This is a genomic window from Mycobacterium sp. NGS41 (assembly GCF_059812725.1).
In genome coordinates, this window is sequence record NZ_JCALDF010000019.1 from 12,617 (window position 1) to 27,567 (window position 14,951).

Here is a 14,951-nt window from a genome sequence, read left to right on the forward strand (position 1 = left end):
TGATGCCGCACGTTATTACTCAGTCGTGCTGCAATGACGGGTCGTGCGTCTTTGCATGCCCGGTCAATTGCATCCACCCGTCTCCGGACGAGCCGGGTTTCGCGACCTCGGAGATGCTGTATATCGATCCGGTGGCCTGCGTGGACTGCGGTGCTTGCGTGAGTGCCTGCCCGGTCGGCGCGATCGCGCCCGACACCAGGCTTGAGCCTAAGCAACTGCCCTTCGTCGAGATCAACGCGTCGTTCTATCCCGAGCGGCCCGCCGACGTGAAACTCCCGCCGACGTCGAAGCTGGCTCCGGTGATCCCGGCAGCCGAGGTGCGGGCGCGTTCTCAGCCGCTGACGGTTGCCATCGTGGGGTCTGGGCCCGCGGCGATGTATGCCGCCGACGAACTGCTGGTCCAACATGGGGTGCGCGTCAATGTCTTCGAGAAGCTGCCGACGCCCTACGGGCTGGTGCGCGCCGGGGTGGCCCCTGATCACCAGAGCACCAAGCGGGTCACTCGGCTCTTCGATCGGGTGGCCAATCATCGCCGCTTCCGGTTTTTTCTCAACGTCGAGATCGGCAAGCACCTGAGCCATGCCGAATTGTTGGCGCACCATCACGCCGTGCTGTACGCGGTCGGCGCGCCCGACGACCGTCGGCTGGACATCGAGGGAATGGGTCTGCCGGGCACCGGAACCGCCACAGAGGTTGTCGCCTGGATAAACGGACATCCCGACTTCGCCCATCTGCCAGTAGATCTCAGCCATGAGCGGGTGGTGATCATCGGCAACGGCAACGTCGCCCTCGACGTGGCCCGCGTGCTCACCGCCGACCCGGATGACCTGGCCCACACTGACATCTCCGATCGGGCGCTGAATGAGTTACGCAACTCCGCGGTTCGCGAGGTGGTCATCGCCGCACGGCGCGGCCCCGCCCACTCGGCGTTTACGTTGCCCGAGTTGATCGGGCTGACGGGCGCGTCCGACGTGGTGCTGGACGCCGCCGACCACGAGTTGGTGGCCCACGATCTTGCGACCGTCTCCGATCCGTTGACCAAGAACAAGTTGGAGATTTTGAGCAAACTGGGCGACGCTTCGACACCGGCGTCACGGCCGCGGGTTCGGTTGGCGTATCGGCTCACGCCCGAGCGGGTCCTGGGACCGCAGCGTGCGACCGCCGTCGAGTTCACCATCACCGGTACAGACCAGCGGCGCCGACTCGATGCCGGCTTGGTGCTGACATCGATTGGCTACCGCGGCAAGCCGATTCACGATCTGCCATTCGATGCGGCGGCGGCCGTCGTGCCCAATGACGACGGTCGTGTCGTCGACCGTGGCTCTGGCCGGCCGGTACTCGGCAGTTACGTCGCCGGCTGGATCAAGCGCGGGCCGACCGGCTTCATCGGCACCAACAAGTCGTGTTCCCTGCAGACGGTGCAGGCGTTGGTCGCCGACTTCAACGCAGGCAGGCTCACCGACCCCGTGGCCAAGCCGGCGGCCCTCGCCAAGTTGGTTCGGGCTCGTCAACCCGACGCCCTGGACTCGGTCGGCTGGCGCGCGATCGACGCCGCCGAAATTGCGCGCGGCAGTGCCGACGACCGACCGCGTAACAAGTTCACAGACATCGACGGCATGTTGGCCGCCGCGGCCGCCGGTCAGCCAACGCCGCCGCTGCGACGCCGGCTGACAGCCCGGCTGCGTGAACTGTCGACTAGCTAAGTTCCGGCCTGCGCGGCCATGGCCGCCTGCATCTCCTCCATGCTGACCTCGCGCACCGGCTGCCCCAGCGACCAGTTGTGCCCGAACGGATCGGCGACCGCGCCGTACCGGTCTCCCCAGAACTGGTCGTCCAAAGGCATCACCACGGTGGCGCCGGCGTCCAGTGCCTGCTGGAATTTGGCATCGACGTCGGAGACCGTCAGATGGATGGTGACCGGCGTGCCGCCCAGCGACTTCGGCGTCATCGACTTACCGCCGCACATCTCGGGGAAGTCGTCGGCGAGCATCACCAGGAAGCCGTTGATGCGTACGGCGGCGTGAACCAGCTTGCCCTCGGGACCCGGCACTCGGCCCACCTCGACGGCATCAAAAGCCTTGACGTAGAAATCGATCGCCGCTGCGGCGTCGTCGACGACGAGATGCGGGGACAGAGCCGGCTCGACGTTGATCGCCATGGTGGTCTCCTTGCTGTCGATACCCCGGACCAGCCTTTGGCCCGGGCTCACGGATATTGACCGTGTGCGCGATGAGAACTCATCGCGCCCGGGGACATTCAATCGCGAGGCACCGACAAAACGCGGCGCGTGCTGTGGTGTGACGCATCTGTCACAGAAGCCCGTGAAAAAGGCGAGTTGAGATGCGCCGCGGCGGAGCTTCGATGCGCCGCTGCGGACCTTCGCTGTGAATCCTGGGCTTTGAGTGTGTACTGGCGGCGTTCGGTGTGAGGGGACGGTGGGAATCGGCGCTAGATTGCGCCCAGGATTCACGCCCAAAGCCCGGGATTCACTCGCAAAGCCCAGGATTCACTCGCAAAGCCCAGGATTCACTCGCAAAGCCCAGGATTCACTCGCAAAGCCCAGGATTCACTCGCAAAGCCCAGGATTCACCCGCAAAGCCCAGGATTCACGCCCGAAACCCCGAAGGCGACCGTCGCGACTCTTAGGCGCTGGTGAGTACTCGGTCCCAGCCTTCGACAGACTCCGGAGAGCGTGGGCCCGGCCCGACATAGATGGCCGACGGGCGGACCAGCTTGCCGAGTCGCTTCTGCTCAAGGATGTGGGCGCACCATCCGGCGGTGCGGCCACAGGTGAACATCGCGGGCATCATGTTGGCCGGCACGCGGGCGAAGTCGAGGATGACCGCGGCCCAGAACTCGACATTGGTTTCGATCGGGTGGTCTGGACGACGTTCGCGCAGCTCCGAAAGTGCGGCCTGTTCCAGCGCGACCGCGACGTCGTGGCGCGGTGCGCCCAGCCGTTCGGCCGCCGCCCGCAGTACCCGTGCACGCGGGTCCTCCGCGCGGTACACCCGGTGCCCGAAGCCCATCAGCTTGTCGCCGCGGTCCAGGATTCCCTTCACCAGGCCGCGTGCATCGCCGGTGCGCTCCACCTCTTCGAGCATCGGCAACACCCGGGCAGGCGCTCCGCCGTGCAGGGGTCCGCTCATCGCCCCGATCGCACCCGACAGTGCTGCCGCCACGTCCGCACCGGTCGAGGCGATCACCCGCGCGGTGAACGTCGAGGCGTTCATGCCGTGCTCGGCTGCCGACACCCAATATGCGTCAATGGCTTCGACGTGCCGGGGATCCGGCTCACCCTGCCAGCGCGTCATGAAACGTGCTGTGACCGTTGAGCATTCGTCGATGATTCGCTGCGGCACGGCGGGCTGGTAGATGCCGCGTGCGGACTGCGCGACATACGACAGCGCCATCACCGACGCGCGGGCCAGCTGATCGCGGGCGGTGGTGTCGTCGATATCCAACAGGGGCATGTATCCCCAGATGGGTGCCAGCATCGCCAGACCGGCCTGCACGTCGACCCGCACGTCGCCGGTGTGAATCGGCAGCGGGAAGGGCTCCGCCGGAGGCAGGCTGCTGCCGAACTTGCCATCGACCAGCAACGACCAGACGTCACCAAACGTGATCTGCTGGTTGACCAGATCCTCGATATCGACACCGCGATAGCGCAGCGCGCCACCATCTTTGTCCGGCTCGGCAATCTCAGTGGTGAAGGCCACCACGCCGTTGAGGCCGGGGACGAAATCTTCCGGGACCACAGTCATGCGAAAATTCTCGCACCCGCGCTCCGGGCCGACGCTACCGGCCGGTAGCAACCGCCGGTAGCGTTGGCGTAATGGCAGTCCCAGAGGAGCACCACCTGGCGGGGATGCGCGTGGAGTACGGCTCCGACGAGAAAGACGGCAGCCCGGACCTGGACGCCGACTGGCTCGATGATGGCTGGCTTGCGTTGTTCCGCAAATGGATTGACGACGCCGAACGCGCCGGCGTCGCCGAGCCCAACGCGTTTGTCCTGGCGACCGTGGCGGAGGGGAGACCGGTGTGCCGGTCGGTGTTATGCAAAAACGCCGACGAGACGGGCATCACATTTTTCACCAACTATGACTCGGACAAGGGTGCCGAGCTGGCGGCAACACCGTACGCATCGGCGACGTTCCCCTGGTATCAACTGGGGCGGCAGGTCCACATCCGCGGGCCGGTGAGCAAGGTCGACCCCCAGGTCACCGAGGACTACTGGTCCAAGCGGCCGCGCGGCTCGCAACTGGGTGCGTGGGCGTCGCACCAGTCGCGGCCGATCGCGTCGCGTGCTGCGCTGCTCGACCAGCTGACAGAGGTCACGGCACGCTTCGCGGACTCCGAACACGTCCCGGTGCCGCCGAACTGGGGCGGCTACCTCATCGCTGCTGAGGTGGTGGAATTCTGGCAGGGCCGGGAAAACCGGGTGCACAACCGGATCCGGCTCGTCGGCAATCGGGTCGAACGCCTACAACCCTGAGCTTGGCCGCCGGCCTGCGTGGTTGCGGCATCTGCCCAGGACTCAGGCGCGAGGCAAGGTCGTTTCGCTGGACTTGGTCCGGTCGCTACGGGGCTGCTAGCAGCAGTTTCCACCCCGGGCAGACACAACGGCCCGATAACGACTACCTTCACCTATACGCACTCAGACGCACCTGGTGCGGCAGCCTTGTCAGCAGAAGCGCAAAGGGGTTCTCGTGGCCGACAACGACGACACCGCCAACCTCCGATACCCGGGTGGCGAGGTTGACCTCCAGATTGTGCACGCCACCGAGGGAAACGACGGTATTGCGCTCGGGCCGCTGCTGGCCAAGACCGGCTACACCACGTTCGATGTCGGCTACGGCAACACCGCGTCGACCAAGAGCGCAATCACCTACATCGACGGCGATGCCGGCATTCTGCGCTACCGCGGCTATCCGATCGAGCAGCTGGCCGAGAAATCGACTTTTATCGAGGTCAGCTACCTGCTGATCTACGGTGAGCTGCCGAACACCGAGCAGCTCGCCGAGTTCACCCACCGAATCCAGCGGCACACCATGCTGCACGAGGACCTGAAACGGTTCTTCGACGGATTTCCGCGCAATGCCCACCCGATGCCGGTGCTGTCCAGCGTGGTCAACGCATTGAGCGCCTACTATCAAGACGCGCTGGACCCGATAGACAACGGCCAGGTCGAGCTGTCGACTATCCGCTTGCTGGCCAAGCTGCCCACCATCGCCGCGTATGCGTACAAGAAGTCGGTTGGCCAGCCGTTCCTCTACCCGGACAACTCGCTCTCACTGGTGGAGAACTTTCTGCGGATGACGTTCGGGTTCCCGGCCGAGCCCTATGAGCCTGATCCCGAGGTGGTACGGGCGCTGGACATGCTGTTCATCCTGCATGCCGACCACGAGCAGAACTGCTCGACGTCGACGGTTCGGCTGGTGGGCTCGTCGCGTGCCAACCTTTTCACCTCGATCTCCGGCGGGATCAATGCGCTGTGGGGCCCGCTGCACGGAGGGGCCAACCAGGCGGTGCTCGAGATGCTCGAGGAGATCCGCGAGAGCGGCGACGACGTCAGTGAATTCGTCCGGAAAGTGAAGAACCGCGAGGCCGGCGTCAAGTTGATGGGCTTCGGCCACCGTGTCTACAAGAACTACGATCCGCGGGCCCGCATCGTCAAGGAGCAGGCCGACAAGATCCTGTCCAAACTGGGCGGCGACGACGACCTGCTGAGCATCGCCAAGCATCTCGAAGAGGCGGCGCTGACCGACGACTACTTCGTCGAACGCAAGCTCTACCCGAACGTCGACTTCTACACCGGCCTGATCTACCGGGCCCTCGGCTTCCCGACCCGCATGTTCACCGTGCTGTTCGCATTGGGCCGGCTGCCCGGCTGGATCGCGCACTGGCGGGAGATGCACGACGAGGGCGACAGCAAGATCGGCCGTCCGCGCCAGATTTACACCGGCTACACCGAACGCGACTACGTCGCCATCGACGGTCGCTAGTTTTTCTGTCTGCTCGCGACACAGTCCAGCACCGCCATCGCGGCGTTGTGGCCGCCGATGCCTGACACCGCGCCGCCGCGGCGAGCGCCCGAGCCGCACAACATGATCCGCTCGTAGGCGGTCGCAACGCCCCAGCGCCGCGCCGGTGTGTCCAGCGCGTCATCGTCCTCCACGAACGGCCAGGACAACGCGCCGTGGAAGATGTTGCCCTCGGTCATCCGCAGGGTGCGCTGCAAGTCCAGGGTGGTCGTCGTTTCGATGCACGGCCGACCCTGCGCGTCGGTCATCAGCACGTCCTGAATCGGCTCGGCCAGAACGGAATTCAGCGACGCCAGGACCGACTCGGTGAGCTCGTCGGGTGAAGCGCTCGAGCTCGACAGCCAGTGTGGTGTGTGCAGGCCGAACACTGTCATCGTCTGTGCACCCGAGTCGCGCAGCCCGGGCGACAGGATGCTCGGGTCGGTCAGCGAATGGCAGTAAACCTCGCACGGCAGGGGATTTGGAAGTTGCCCCTCGGCCGCCCGCAAATAGGCAGTGTCTAGTTGGGTCCACGTTTCGTTGACGTGGAACGTGCCGACGAAGGCCTGCTGCGGGGTGACGCGCTCGTCGCGCAAACGCGGCAGCCGACGCATCGCCATGTTCACCTTCACCTGTGCGCCCGGGGCCACCACCGGTGCGGGTGCGCCGAGCAACTCGGCAAGTACCGCCGGTGTAACGCCGGCCAATACGAAGCGGCCTCGGACGACGTGCTCGTCGTCGCCGGTGCGGTAGCGCACCTCGCCGTCTGGGTCGACGGCGTAAACGTCTGCGCCAGTGGCTATTTCGGCGCCGTGATGGCTGGCCGCAGCCGCCAGGGCAGCAGTCACCGAGCCCATCCCGCCGATCGGGACGTTCCAGTCGCCGGTGCCGCCGCCGAGCACGTGGTACAGGAAGCAGATGTTTTGCCGCAGCGACTCGTCATCGAGGCGTGCGAAGGTGCCGATCAGCGCGTCGGTGGCGATTACTCCGCGGACCAGGTCGTTGCTTACGGCAGAGGCGATGGCATGCCCGATCGGCTCGTCCACCGTGGCCCGCCAGGCGGCCACCGCTTCGGGATCGCCGCCGTCCAAAACGTGCCGACGAGCCTGGCCCCGGGTGCGCAGCGGCTCTAGCAGCGTTGGCCAGAGCCGTTCGGTCACCAGTCGGCAGCGTCGGTAGAACGCAGCGAATCCTTGTCGGTCGCCGGCGGCGCCGATGGCCGCGAATGTGTTGGAGTGCTGCCCGATAAGCAGGCCGGTGCGACCGGCGACAGCCGGATCGGGGGTATACGACGAAAACTGCCGGCGGGCCAGCCGCACAGATGCGCCCAGGTCGTCGACGATTCGGGACGGCAGCAGGCTGACCAGGTAGGAATAGCGCGACACGCGGACCTCGACGCCCTCGAACGCATGCGCCGACACCGCCGCCCCGCCGGTGTGCTCCAGCCGCTCCAGCAGGCGCACCCGCAGGCCCGCCCGGGCCAGGTAAGCGGCGGCAACCAGGCCGTTGTGACCTCCGCCGACGACGACCACATCGAAGTCCTGCGTGTCGTCGTCGGGTGCCATTCGCTAGCCGGTATAGCCCTCGACCTGGTCGGCCGGGCGCACGCTCGCCTCGCGCGGGTCGCCACCGGTGTCGCGCAGCGCCCGACGCTGTCGCAGCAGGTCCCAGCACTGATCCAGTTCGATTTCCAGCCGGCGCAGGCGGTCGTGCTCTTCGGATGTGCTGATGTCGCCGTGCTGTAGTTGCGCCCGCAGCGCTTTCTCTTCGGCGACCAGTTCGCGGATGTGTGACAGGGTCTCGCGGTCGGTCGGTTTCCTCCCGTTAGCCATCGCTCCAGTGTGCCGCACGGGCTTCGGTTCTTGCGGCGGCGTCGTCGGTGGACATCGCGGATTGTGTACGGTCGGCGGGTGGTTGTGGTGGGGGTGAGCGGGTGACTGCTGGGCTGAGTGCGGGGTCGGTGTTCGCCGGGTATCGGGTGGAGCGGGTCCTCGGCGCCGGCGGTATGGGCACGGTGTACCTGGCGCGCAATCCTGATTTGCCGCGGTTTGAGGCGATCAAGGTGCTGTCGGCGGAGCTGTCGCGTGATCCGGACTTTCGGGCGAGGTTTGTGCGCGAGGCCGACATAGCCGCCGGGCTGGATCACCCCAACGTGGTGAAGATCTACGGGCGCGGCGACTTTGACGGCCAGCTGTGGATCGCGATGCAGTTCGTCGATGGCACCGACGCCGACGACGCGTTGAGCGATGGCGCGATGACTCCGGTACGGGCGGTGCATGTGGTGACCGAGGTGGCCAAGGCGCTGGATTACGCGCATGAGCGCAATGTCGTACACCGTGATGTCAAGCCGGGCAACTTCTTGTTGTCGGGTCCGGTGGGCCCTGACGAGCGGGTGTTGTTGGGGGACTTCGGGATTGCGCGTGCGCTGGATGATGCGAAGTTGACCGCGACGGGGTCGTTTATGGCCACGATCAGTTACGCCGCACCGGAGGTGTTGGCCGGTGAGCCCTTTGACGGTCGGGCGGATTTGTATTCGTTGGGGTGCACGCTTTTTCGGTTGCTGAGCGGTGAGCCGCCCTTTGCCTCGACCAACGGGATGGCCGCGGTGATGGCTGCGCACCTACAGGCCCCGCCGCCGCGGGTGAGCGATCGGGTGCCGGAGTTGTCGATGCGCATGGATGAGGTGATCGCCAAGGCGATGGCCAAGGATCCCGCGGCGCGGTTTGCTTCGGCGCGAATGTTCGCTGCCGCGGCTGCTCAGGCATTGGCGGCTGAGCATACGACGGTGACGTTGCGGCCGGTGCCGCGTACAGCCGTCGCGCCGTATGTGCCGCAGCCGACAGTGACGAACGGGCCGCAGCCTTGGCAGCAGCACGGTGTTCCCGTCACCTATCCACCGCCGGGATCGGTGCCGGGTCCCTTCCCGCCGCCGCGACGACGCCGTCGCGGGCGCTGGATCGCTGCGCTGACGGCCGTGGTGATCTTGGCCGCGGCGGCCGTCGGGGTGACGGTCCTGGCCCGCTCGCAGCATCGGACCAACTCCGCGGCGGAGTCGACGGCGCCCAAATCCACGGCCACCACGACAACGCCAACCGTGGCACCCTCGGCATTGCTTGGCCTGCTGCTTACCCCAGAGCAGGCCGCCGACCTCCTGGGTGCCCCCGATATGACTGTCACACAATCTCTTAACGCGATACACGACGACGCGTCATGGACGATCGTTGACAAAGACTGTCTCGGCGCCTTACTGCCGGCCCAGCGGGTTGTTTACGCCGACACCGGATGGCGCGGGGCGCAGGAACAGGGTTTGAAAGCCAGCACCGGTGGGATGGCCTTCACCCAGACAGTGATTTCGTACCCGTCGGCGGACGCTGCCCGGAAGGTCGTCGCGCAGCAGGAACCGCAGTGGGCTGCCTGCTCGGGTCGCACGGTGACGGTGCACCAAATGAACGACAAGCCAGACGCGCACTTCACTTTCGGCCCGCTGACCAACACCGACGGAATACTGTCCATGACGCAAACCAGCGAAGATTTCAGCACCAACAATGTCGGATGTCAGCGTGCTCTGGGTGCTCGCGGCAATGTCGTCGTCGACATCGCGGTGTGTCGTCCCGATGTCGGTAATCAGGGCGTGGATGTGCTGAATGCGATTGCGGGCAAGATCCCGAAGTAGGTCTGGTCGGCTGGCAGGTACGGTCGGCGGGTGGTTGTGGTGAGGGTGTGAGCGGGTGACTGCTGGGTTGAGTGCGGGGTCGCTGTTTGCCGGTTATCGGATTGAGCGGCTGCTCGGTGCCGGTGGTATGGGCACGGTGTATCTGGCGCGTAATCCCGATTTGCCGCGGTTTGAGGCGATCAAGGTGCTGTCCGCGGAACTTTCGCGTGATCCGGATTTTCGCACCCGGTTTGTCCGTGAGGCCGACGTGGCCGCGGGGCTGGATCACCCGAATGTGGTGTCGATTTATCGGCGCGGCGAATTCATGGGTCAGCTGTGGATCGCGATGCAGTTCGTCGACGGCACCGATGCCGACGACGCGTTGAGCGATGGGGCGATGACTCCGGTACGTGCGGTGCATGTGGTGACCGAGGTGGCCAAGGCGCTGGATTACGCGCATGAGCGCAACGTGGTGCATCGCGACGTCAAGCCCGGCAATTTTCTGTTGTCGGGAGCGGTGGGGCCCGAAGAGCGGGTGTTGTTGGGGGACTTCGGGATTGCGCGTGCGCTCGACGACTCGAAGTTGACCGCGACGGGATCGTTTATGGCCACGGTCAGCTACGCGGCGCCGGAGGTGTTGTCCGGACTCCCGTTTGACGGTCGCGCGGATTTGTATTCGTTGGGGTGCACGCTGTTTCGGTTGTTGACTGGTGAGCCGCCCTACGCCTCGTCCAACGGGATGGCGGCGGTGATAGCTGCGCATTTGACGGCGCCACCGCCTCGGGTCAGTGATCGGGTACCGGGTTTGTCCACGCGCATGGATGCGGTGATCGCCAAGGCGATGGCCAAGGATCCGGCGGAGCGGTTCGATTCGTCGCGTGAGTTCGCGGCCGCGGCCGCCGAGGCGTTGGGCGATGAGCACACCACGGTGGCGTTGCGGCCGGTTCCCGTTGCGGCTGTGGCCCCCTATGCGCCGCCGCCGACGGTGGATGGAACGCAGGGCTGGCAGCAGCACGGTGGTCCGGTCGCCTATCGGCCATCGGGGCCGGTGCCCGGACCGTTTCCGCCGGGGCCGTACCCGCCTGGGCACTTTCCCGGGCACTTCCCGCCGCCCCGACGGCGTCGTGGCCGCTGGATCGCAGCGGTGGCGGCTTTGGTGGTCGTGACCGTGCTGGCGGTCGTGGCGACGGTTCTGGTGCGGTCGCAGGATCGCGCCACCCCCGGGTCGGCAGTGACATCGTCGGCACCGACATCCAAGACAACGCAGGTGGGTGCATCGGAGTTGTCCGGCCTGCTGCTGACCTCCCAGCAGGCCGCCGACATCGTCGGCGCGCCCAAAATGGTGGTCACGCAAAATCTGGCCCAGGTGGCCGACGATTCGGCAGCCGAGTCCGTGTTCGGAAAGGATGCGGACTGTGTCGGAGCTCTATTGCCGGCTCAGCATCGTGCCTACGCCAAGAGCGGATGGAGTGCGGCGCGCAGACAAGATCTCAGCGACGGCAACGAGCAGCCCCTGTACATGGTTTCCCAAGCGGTGCTCAGCTTCCAGAGCGCGGATGTGGCCCGGAAAGTGCTGTCGGATCAGATATCGCTGTGGTCGTCCTGCTCGGGCCGAACAATGACGGCGGCGTTGCCCGGTAAACCGCTGCAGCGCACCACTTTCGGCCCGCTGAGCAACGTCGACGGCGTCGTGTCGATGACGCAGATCAAGGAAGACATCAACGGCTGGAGGTGTCAGCGGGCCATGACCGTCCGCGACAACGTCATCGTCGACGTCAGCGCCTGCCGGGCCGATGCGAGCAATCAGGGCGTCGATGTCCTGAACGCGATCGTCGCGAAGTTCCCGCAATGACGCCGGGGTCAGCTGGGGCCGGGCAGACGCAGCACTAGGCGTGCGCCACCCAGCGGGCTGTTCTCCAGCGACGCCGTGCCGGCGTGCAGGTGGGCCTGTTGGGCCACCAACGCCAGGCCGAGTCCCGACCCGGAATGGGAAGCCGTCGACCCGCGGGAGAACCGCTCGAACACCACCTGTCGTTCCTCTTCGGGCACTCCGCTGCCGTTGTCGTCGATGGCGATCTCCACCCCTGCCCGCGAGCTGACCGCGGACAGCTGGACCTCGGTGGCGCCGCCGTGTTTGACGGCGTTGGCGATGGCGTTGTCGACGGCCAGCCGCAACCCGGCCGGCAACCCCACGATGATGCAGGTGGGCGACGGCACCAGTGAGACGTCGAGGTCCGGATAGATCCGGGTCGCGTCGTGGGCGGCGCGGTCCAGCAGGTCGGTGATGTCGACCGGCACATGGTCGTCGGACGTGGACAGTTCGCCCTGGGCCAACCGCTCCAGCGCGCTCAGCGTGGCCTCGATCCGCGATTGGGTCCGGATGACGTCGTTGAGCACTTCTTTGCGCTGGTCGTCGGGCAGGTCCAGGGTGGCCAGCACCTCGAGGTTGGTACGCATCGCGGTCAGCGGAGTGCGCAGCTCGTGGGAGGACACCGCGGCGAAGTCGCGGGCCGAGGCGAGTGCCTCCTTGGTCCGGTTCTGCTCGTCCCAGATGCGCTGCAACATGCCCCGCATCGCCTCGGCGATCTCGACGGCCTCGCTGGCACCGTGCACTTCGACCTGCGGCGCCTCGTCGCCCGCGTCGATATTTCGGGTCTGCTGAGCCAGCTGTTTGAACGGGCGCACCGCGAAGATGGCCAATAGCCACGCGAATACCGCCGCCGCGCCGATGGCGAAGCCACAGATCAACAGCACCCGGCGGTGCAGGTTGTTCGTCTCGGCGATGGTGGCGTCGTAGGTTGCGCCGACGGCGACCGACGTCGGTTCGGGTCCGGGGATCTCGACCGTCCGCACCCGGTAACGAACCCCGCGGATATAGGTGTCGGCGTAGTCGGCTTTGAGCTCGGGCAGCGTGACGTCGTCGGAACTTGACTTGACCGTGTCGCCGCGACGGACGGTGATGATGGCGTCCTGGTCGTTGGGCGAACGCGGGATCGCGTCAAGACCGCGCGGCAGGAAGGGGATCGCGAAACCTGCGGCCTCATCCAGACGGCGGTCCAGGCGTTCCTTGCGGTCGTTGGTGATGCCGACCCAGACCACAACTCCGACGATGAGTACCGGGATTGCTGCGCCGATCGCCGTCGCGACCACGACCCGGGTACGCAGCGAAGGCGTACGGGCAAAGATGCGCGACAGGAGGCTCATAACTGGCTCTAACTGATTCTTAATGGTTCGGTCTTTATTGCATGCGCAGCACGAATCCGACTCCGCGGACCGTGTGCAGCAGCCTGGGGCCGCCGTTGGCCTCGAGTTTACGGCGCAGGTAGCCGATGAAGACATCGACGACGTTGGTGTCGGCGGCGAAGTCATAGCCCCACACCAGCTCCAACAGTTGAGCCCGGGACAGCACCGCGGTCTTGTGTTCGGCCAGCACCGCCAGCAGATCGAACTCCCGCTTGGTCAGGTCGACGTCCACGCCGTTGACGCGGGCGCGCCGGCCGGGGATGTCCACCTCCAGCGGGCCCACCGTGATGGTTTCCGAGGAGGACGTCGCGGTGGCGCCGCGGCGGCGCAGCAACGCCTTCACCCGCGCGACCAGCTCGGCCAGTACGAACGGTTTGACCAGGTAATCGTCGGCGCCAGCCTCCAGGCCGGCCACGCGGTCGTCGACCGAACTGCGCGCGCTGAGCACGCAGACGGGCACGTCGTTGTCCATGGCTCTCAGCGCGGTGACCACGCTGACGCCGTCGAGGACGGGCATGTTGATGTCCAGCACTATCGCGTCCGGCCGGGTCTCGGTGGCGCTGCGCAAGGCCTCGGCGCCGTCGACCGCTGTGGACACTTCGAATCCGGATAGCCGCAGGCCGCGTTCCAACGAAGCCAGCACGTCGGAGTCGTCGTCGACGACCAAGACCCGCGGCGAGGTGACACCAGTGTCCATGGCGCCCATTTTGCCTGATGGTTGCCTACGGGGGTGGGAGGACACCCGCCGGGTCGCATGGCGGTCGCAGGTAGCAGCGGCCAGCAGACGCAGAATCGCACAAAATTCGCTCTCTGGATGCGATTGTGCGTCTGCTCGCCGAGGAAGTGGCCTGCGTTACCGGTACACCAAACCACTCAACCGCCAGGCCAATTGCCGTCGCGCGGCCGGAATGTGCGCGGCCACGCGCATGGCCGAATTGCGGATCGGACGCAAGGCACGCGGCAGCGTTGCGACCCGGGTCAGCCGTCCGGTCAAGCTCAACACTTGCCGGGCCTTTTGGCGCTGGGACGCGCTGTAGGCGTCCAAGGTGTCCGGGCCGCCGCGCAGTGCCTGGGTGAGTGCCGTGGCCAGAGCGGTCGCGTCGGTGATTCCCAGGTTCATGCCCTGGCCGCCGGCGGGGCTGTGCACGTGGGCGGCGTCGCCGGCCAGCAACAGGCGTCCGGCCCGGTAGCTGTCTGCGACGCGGTGGTGGATCCGGAACCGCGATCCCCACAGCAGCTCGGTGACCACTGTGCGGCCCGGCCCGAAGCCGCGGCTGTCCAGCAGTTGCTGCACGAACTCCGCCGACGGCACCGGCGGCACATCGGCGGCGGGGGCGACAATGCGGAAGATGTCGTCGGGCAGCGGGGCCAGCACGTTGAGGCCGTCCCTGCCGTAGAACAGAATCACCTCGTCGCGGGGCGCGTCGCCGGTGACGCGGACGTCGGCCAGTGCGAAGGACTCGGCGAACTCGCCGCCGGTGAAGCCAATGCCGGCCTGCTCGCGCACGATGCTGTGCATGCCGTCGGCGCCGACAACGTAGCGCGCTCTGATGGTTTCGCCGTCGTCGAAGCTGGCGGTGACGCCGCTGACGTCCTGGTTTACGCGGGTCAGCGACTTGGGCCGGACCACCGCGGTGCCCAGTTCATTGAGGCGCTCTTCCAGCAGTCGCTCGGTATCGGCCTGGGAGATCATCAGCGTGTAGGGATACTGCGTCGGCAGGTTGCTGAAGTCGACCGAGATCAGGAGTTTCGAGCCCTCGCGCATGGTGAAGCGTGGCGCGATGAGACCGGCCTTGACCAAGCGGCGGGACACGTCGAGGCCTTCGAGAACCTCAAGGGTGCGGGCATTGACCGCGGCCGCGCGTGAGGTGTTTGCGCCTTGGGGCGACTTGTCGACCACTACGACGTCGACGCCCTGTGTGAGCAGGGACGCCGCCAGCGTGAGGCCAGTGGGGCCGGCGCCTACAACCAGGACATCCGTGTCGTACATCGGGGGCTCCTTTGCTGCGTCCGTTAGTCAACGCTTGTTGGCA

The 14,951-nt window shown here is 66.3% G+C and carries 12 protein-coding genes; 5 read left to right on the forward strand and 7 right to left on the reverse strand.

Annotation, left to right across the window (positions count from 1 at the left end):
- Positions 1-2: 2 nt before the first annotated feature.
- Complete coding sequence (locus AC5Y21_RS17220; RefSeq protein WP_499913983.1) at positions 3-1,703, forward strand: FAD-dependent oxidoreductase; 1,701 nt, start codon at positions 3-5, stop codon at positions 1,701-1,703.
- Here the strand turns inward: AC5Y21_RS17220 and AC5Y21_RS17225 are convergent.
- Together AC5Y21_RS17225 and AC5Y21_RS17230 are read right to left on the reverse strand one after the other, a co-directional pair.
- Positions 1,700-2,158, reverse strand: a complete 459-nt coding sequence (locus AC5Y21_RS17225; RefSeq protein ID WP_499914110.1) for a VOC family protein — start codon at positions 2,156-2,158, stop codon at positions 1,700-1,702. The two genes, AC5Y21_RS17220 and AC5Y21_RS17225, sit on opposite strands and share 4 nt — an antisense overlap.
- A 484-nt stretch (positions 2,159-2,642) precedes the next feature.
- Positions 2,643-3,764: a citrate synthase 2 gene (locus AC5Y21_RS17230; protein WP_499913985.1), complete on the reverse strand. Its 1,122-nt coding sequence runs from the start codon at positions 3,762-3,764 to the stop codon at positions 2,643-2,645.
- Between the two features lie 104 nt (positions 3,765-3,868).
- Here AC5Y21_RS17230 and pdxH point away from each other — a divergent pair, with 104 nt between their 5' ends.
- Together pdxH and AC5Y21_RS17240 are read left to right on the forward strand one after the other, a co-directional pair.
- Positions 3,869-4,495 (forward strand): pyridoxamine 5'-phosphate oxidase, encoded by a 627-nt coding sequence (gene pdxH, locus AC5Y21_RS17235; RefSeq protein WP_499914112.1) that lies wholly within the window; start codon positions 3,869-3,871, stop codon positions 4,493-4,495.
- Between the two features lie 214 nt (positions 4,496-4,709).
- The gene (locus AC5Y21_RS17240; protein WP_499913987.1) at positions 4,710-6,005 is read left to right on the forward strand and encodes a citrate synthase; all 1,296 of its coding nucleotides are present in this window, start codon (positions 4,710-4,712) and stop codon (positions 6,003-6,005) included.
- Here AC5Y21_RS17240 and AC5Y21_RS17245 read toward each other — a convergent pair.
- Both AC5Y21_RS17245 and AC5Y21_RS17250 read right to left on the reverse strand, forming a co-directional pair.
- On the reverse strand, positions 6,002-7,588 hold the full coding sequence (locus AC5Y21_RS17245) for a phytoene desaturase family protein (protein WP_499913989.1): 1,587 nt from the start codon (positions 7,586-7,588) through the stop codon (positions 6,002-6,004). The two genes, AC5Y21_RS17240 and AC5Y21_RS17245, sit on opposite strands and share 4 nt — an antisense overlap.
- Positions 7,589-7,591: 3 nt before the next feature.
- Positions 7,592-7,855: a DUF2630 family protein gene (locus tag AC5Y21_RS17250; protein WP_499913991.1), complete on the reverse strand. Its 264-nt coding sequence runs from the start codon at positions 7,853-7,855 to the stop codon at positions 7,592-7,594.
- A gap of 101 nt (positions 7,856-7,956) precedes the next feature.
- On the opposite strand from AC5Y21_RS17250, the gene AC5Y21_RS17255 reads away from it, so the two are divergent.
- Positions 7,957-9,696, forward strand: a complete 1,740-nt coding sequence (locus tag AC5Y21_RS17255; protein ID WP_499913993.1) for a serine/threonine-protein kinase PknH/PknJ — start codon at positions 7,957-7,959, stop codon at positions 9,694-9,696.
- 55 nt (positions 9,697-9,751) lie between these two features.
- Positions 9,752-11,527, forward strand: a complete 1,776-nt coding sequence (locus tag AC5Y21_RS17260; RefSeq protein WP_499913996.1) for a serine/threonine-protein kinase PknH/PknJ — start codon at positions 9,752-9,754, stop codon at positions 11,525-11,527.
- 8 nt (positions 11,528-11,535) lie between these two features.
- Here AC5Y21_RS17260 and AC5Y21_RS17265 read toward each other — a convergent pair whose 3' ends face one another.
- The 3 genes from AC5Y21_RS17265 to AC5Y21_RS17275 form a co-directional block, all read right to left on the reverse strand.
- Positions 11,536-12,879, reverse strand: a complete 1,344-nt coding sequence (locus AC5Y21_RS17265) for a HAMP domain-containing sensor histidine kinase (protein ID WP_499913998.1) — start codon at positions 12,877-12,879, stop codon at positions 11,536-11,538.
- A 34-nt stretch (positions 12,880-12,913) separates the two neighbouring features.
- Complete coding sequence (prrA, locus tag AC5Y21_RS17270; protein ID WP_499914000.1) at positions 12,914-13,624, reverse strand: two-component system response regulator PrrA; 711 nt, start codon at positions 13,622-13,624, stop codon at positions 12,914-12,916.
- 147 nt (positions 13,625-13,771) lie between these two features.
- On the reverse strand, positions 13,772-14,908 hold the full coding sequence (locus AC5Y21_RS17275; protein WP_499914002.1) for an FAD-dependent oxidoreductase: 1,137 nt from the start codon (positions 14,906-14,908) through the stop codon (positions 13,772-13,774).
- Between the last annotated feature and the right edge of the window lie 43 nt (positions 14,909-14,951).

Coding starts and splice junctions, on each gene's coding strand:
- pdxH (WP_499914112.1), top strand. CDS start 3,869: ATGCGCGTGGAGTACGGCTCCGACGAGAAAGACGGCAGCCCGGACCTG.
- AC5Y21_RS17225 (WP_499914110.1), bottom strand. CDS start 2,158: ATGGCGATCAACGTCGAGCCGGCTCTGTCCCCGCATCTCGTCGTCGAC.
- AC5Y21_RS17265 (WP_499913998.1), bottom strand. CDS start 12,879: ATGAGCCTCCTGTCGCGCATCTTTGCCCGTACGCCTTCGCTGCGTACC.
- AC5Y21_RS17250 (WP_499913991.1), bottom strand. CDS start 7,855: ATGGCTAACGGGAGGAAACCGACCGACCGCGAGACCCTGTCACACATC.
- AC5Y21_RS17245 (WP_499913989.1), bottom strand. CDS start 7,588: ATGGCACCCGACGACGACACGCAGGACTTCGATGTGGTCGTCGTCGGC.
- AC5Y21_RS17230 (WP_499913985.1), bottom strand. CDS start 3,764: ATGACTGTGGTCCCGGAAGATTTCGTCCCCGGCCTCAACGGCGTGGTG.
- AC5Y21_RS17220 (WP_499913983.1), top strand. CDS start 3: ATGCCGCACGTTATTACTCAGTCGTGCTGCAATGACGGGTCGTGCGTC.
- prrA (WP_499914000.1), bottom strand. CDS start 13,624: ATGGGCGCCATGGACACTGGTGTCACCTCGCCGCGGGTCTTGGTCGTC.
- AC5Y21_RS17275 (WP_499914002.1), bottom strand. CDS start 14,908: ATGTACGACACGGATGTCCTGGTTGTAGGCGCCGGCCCCACTGGCCTC.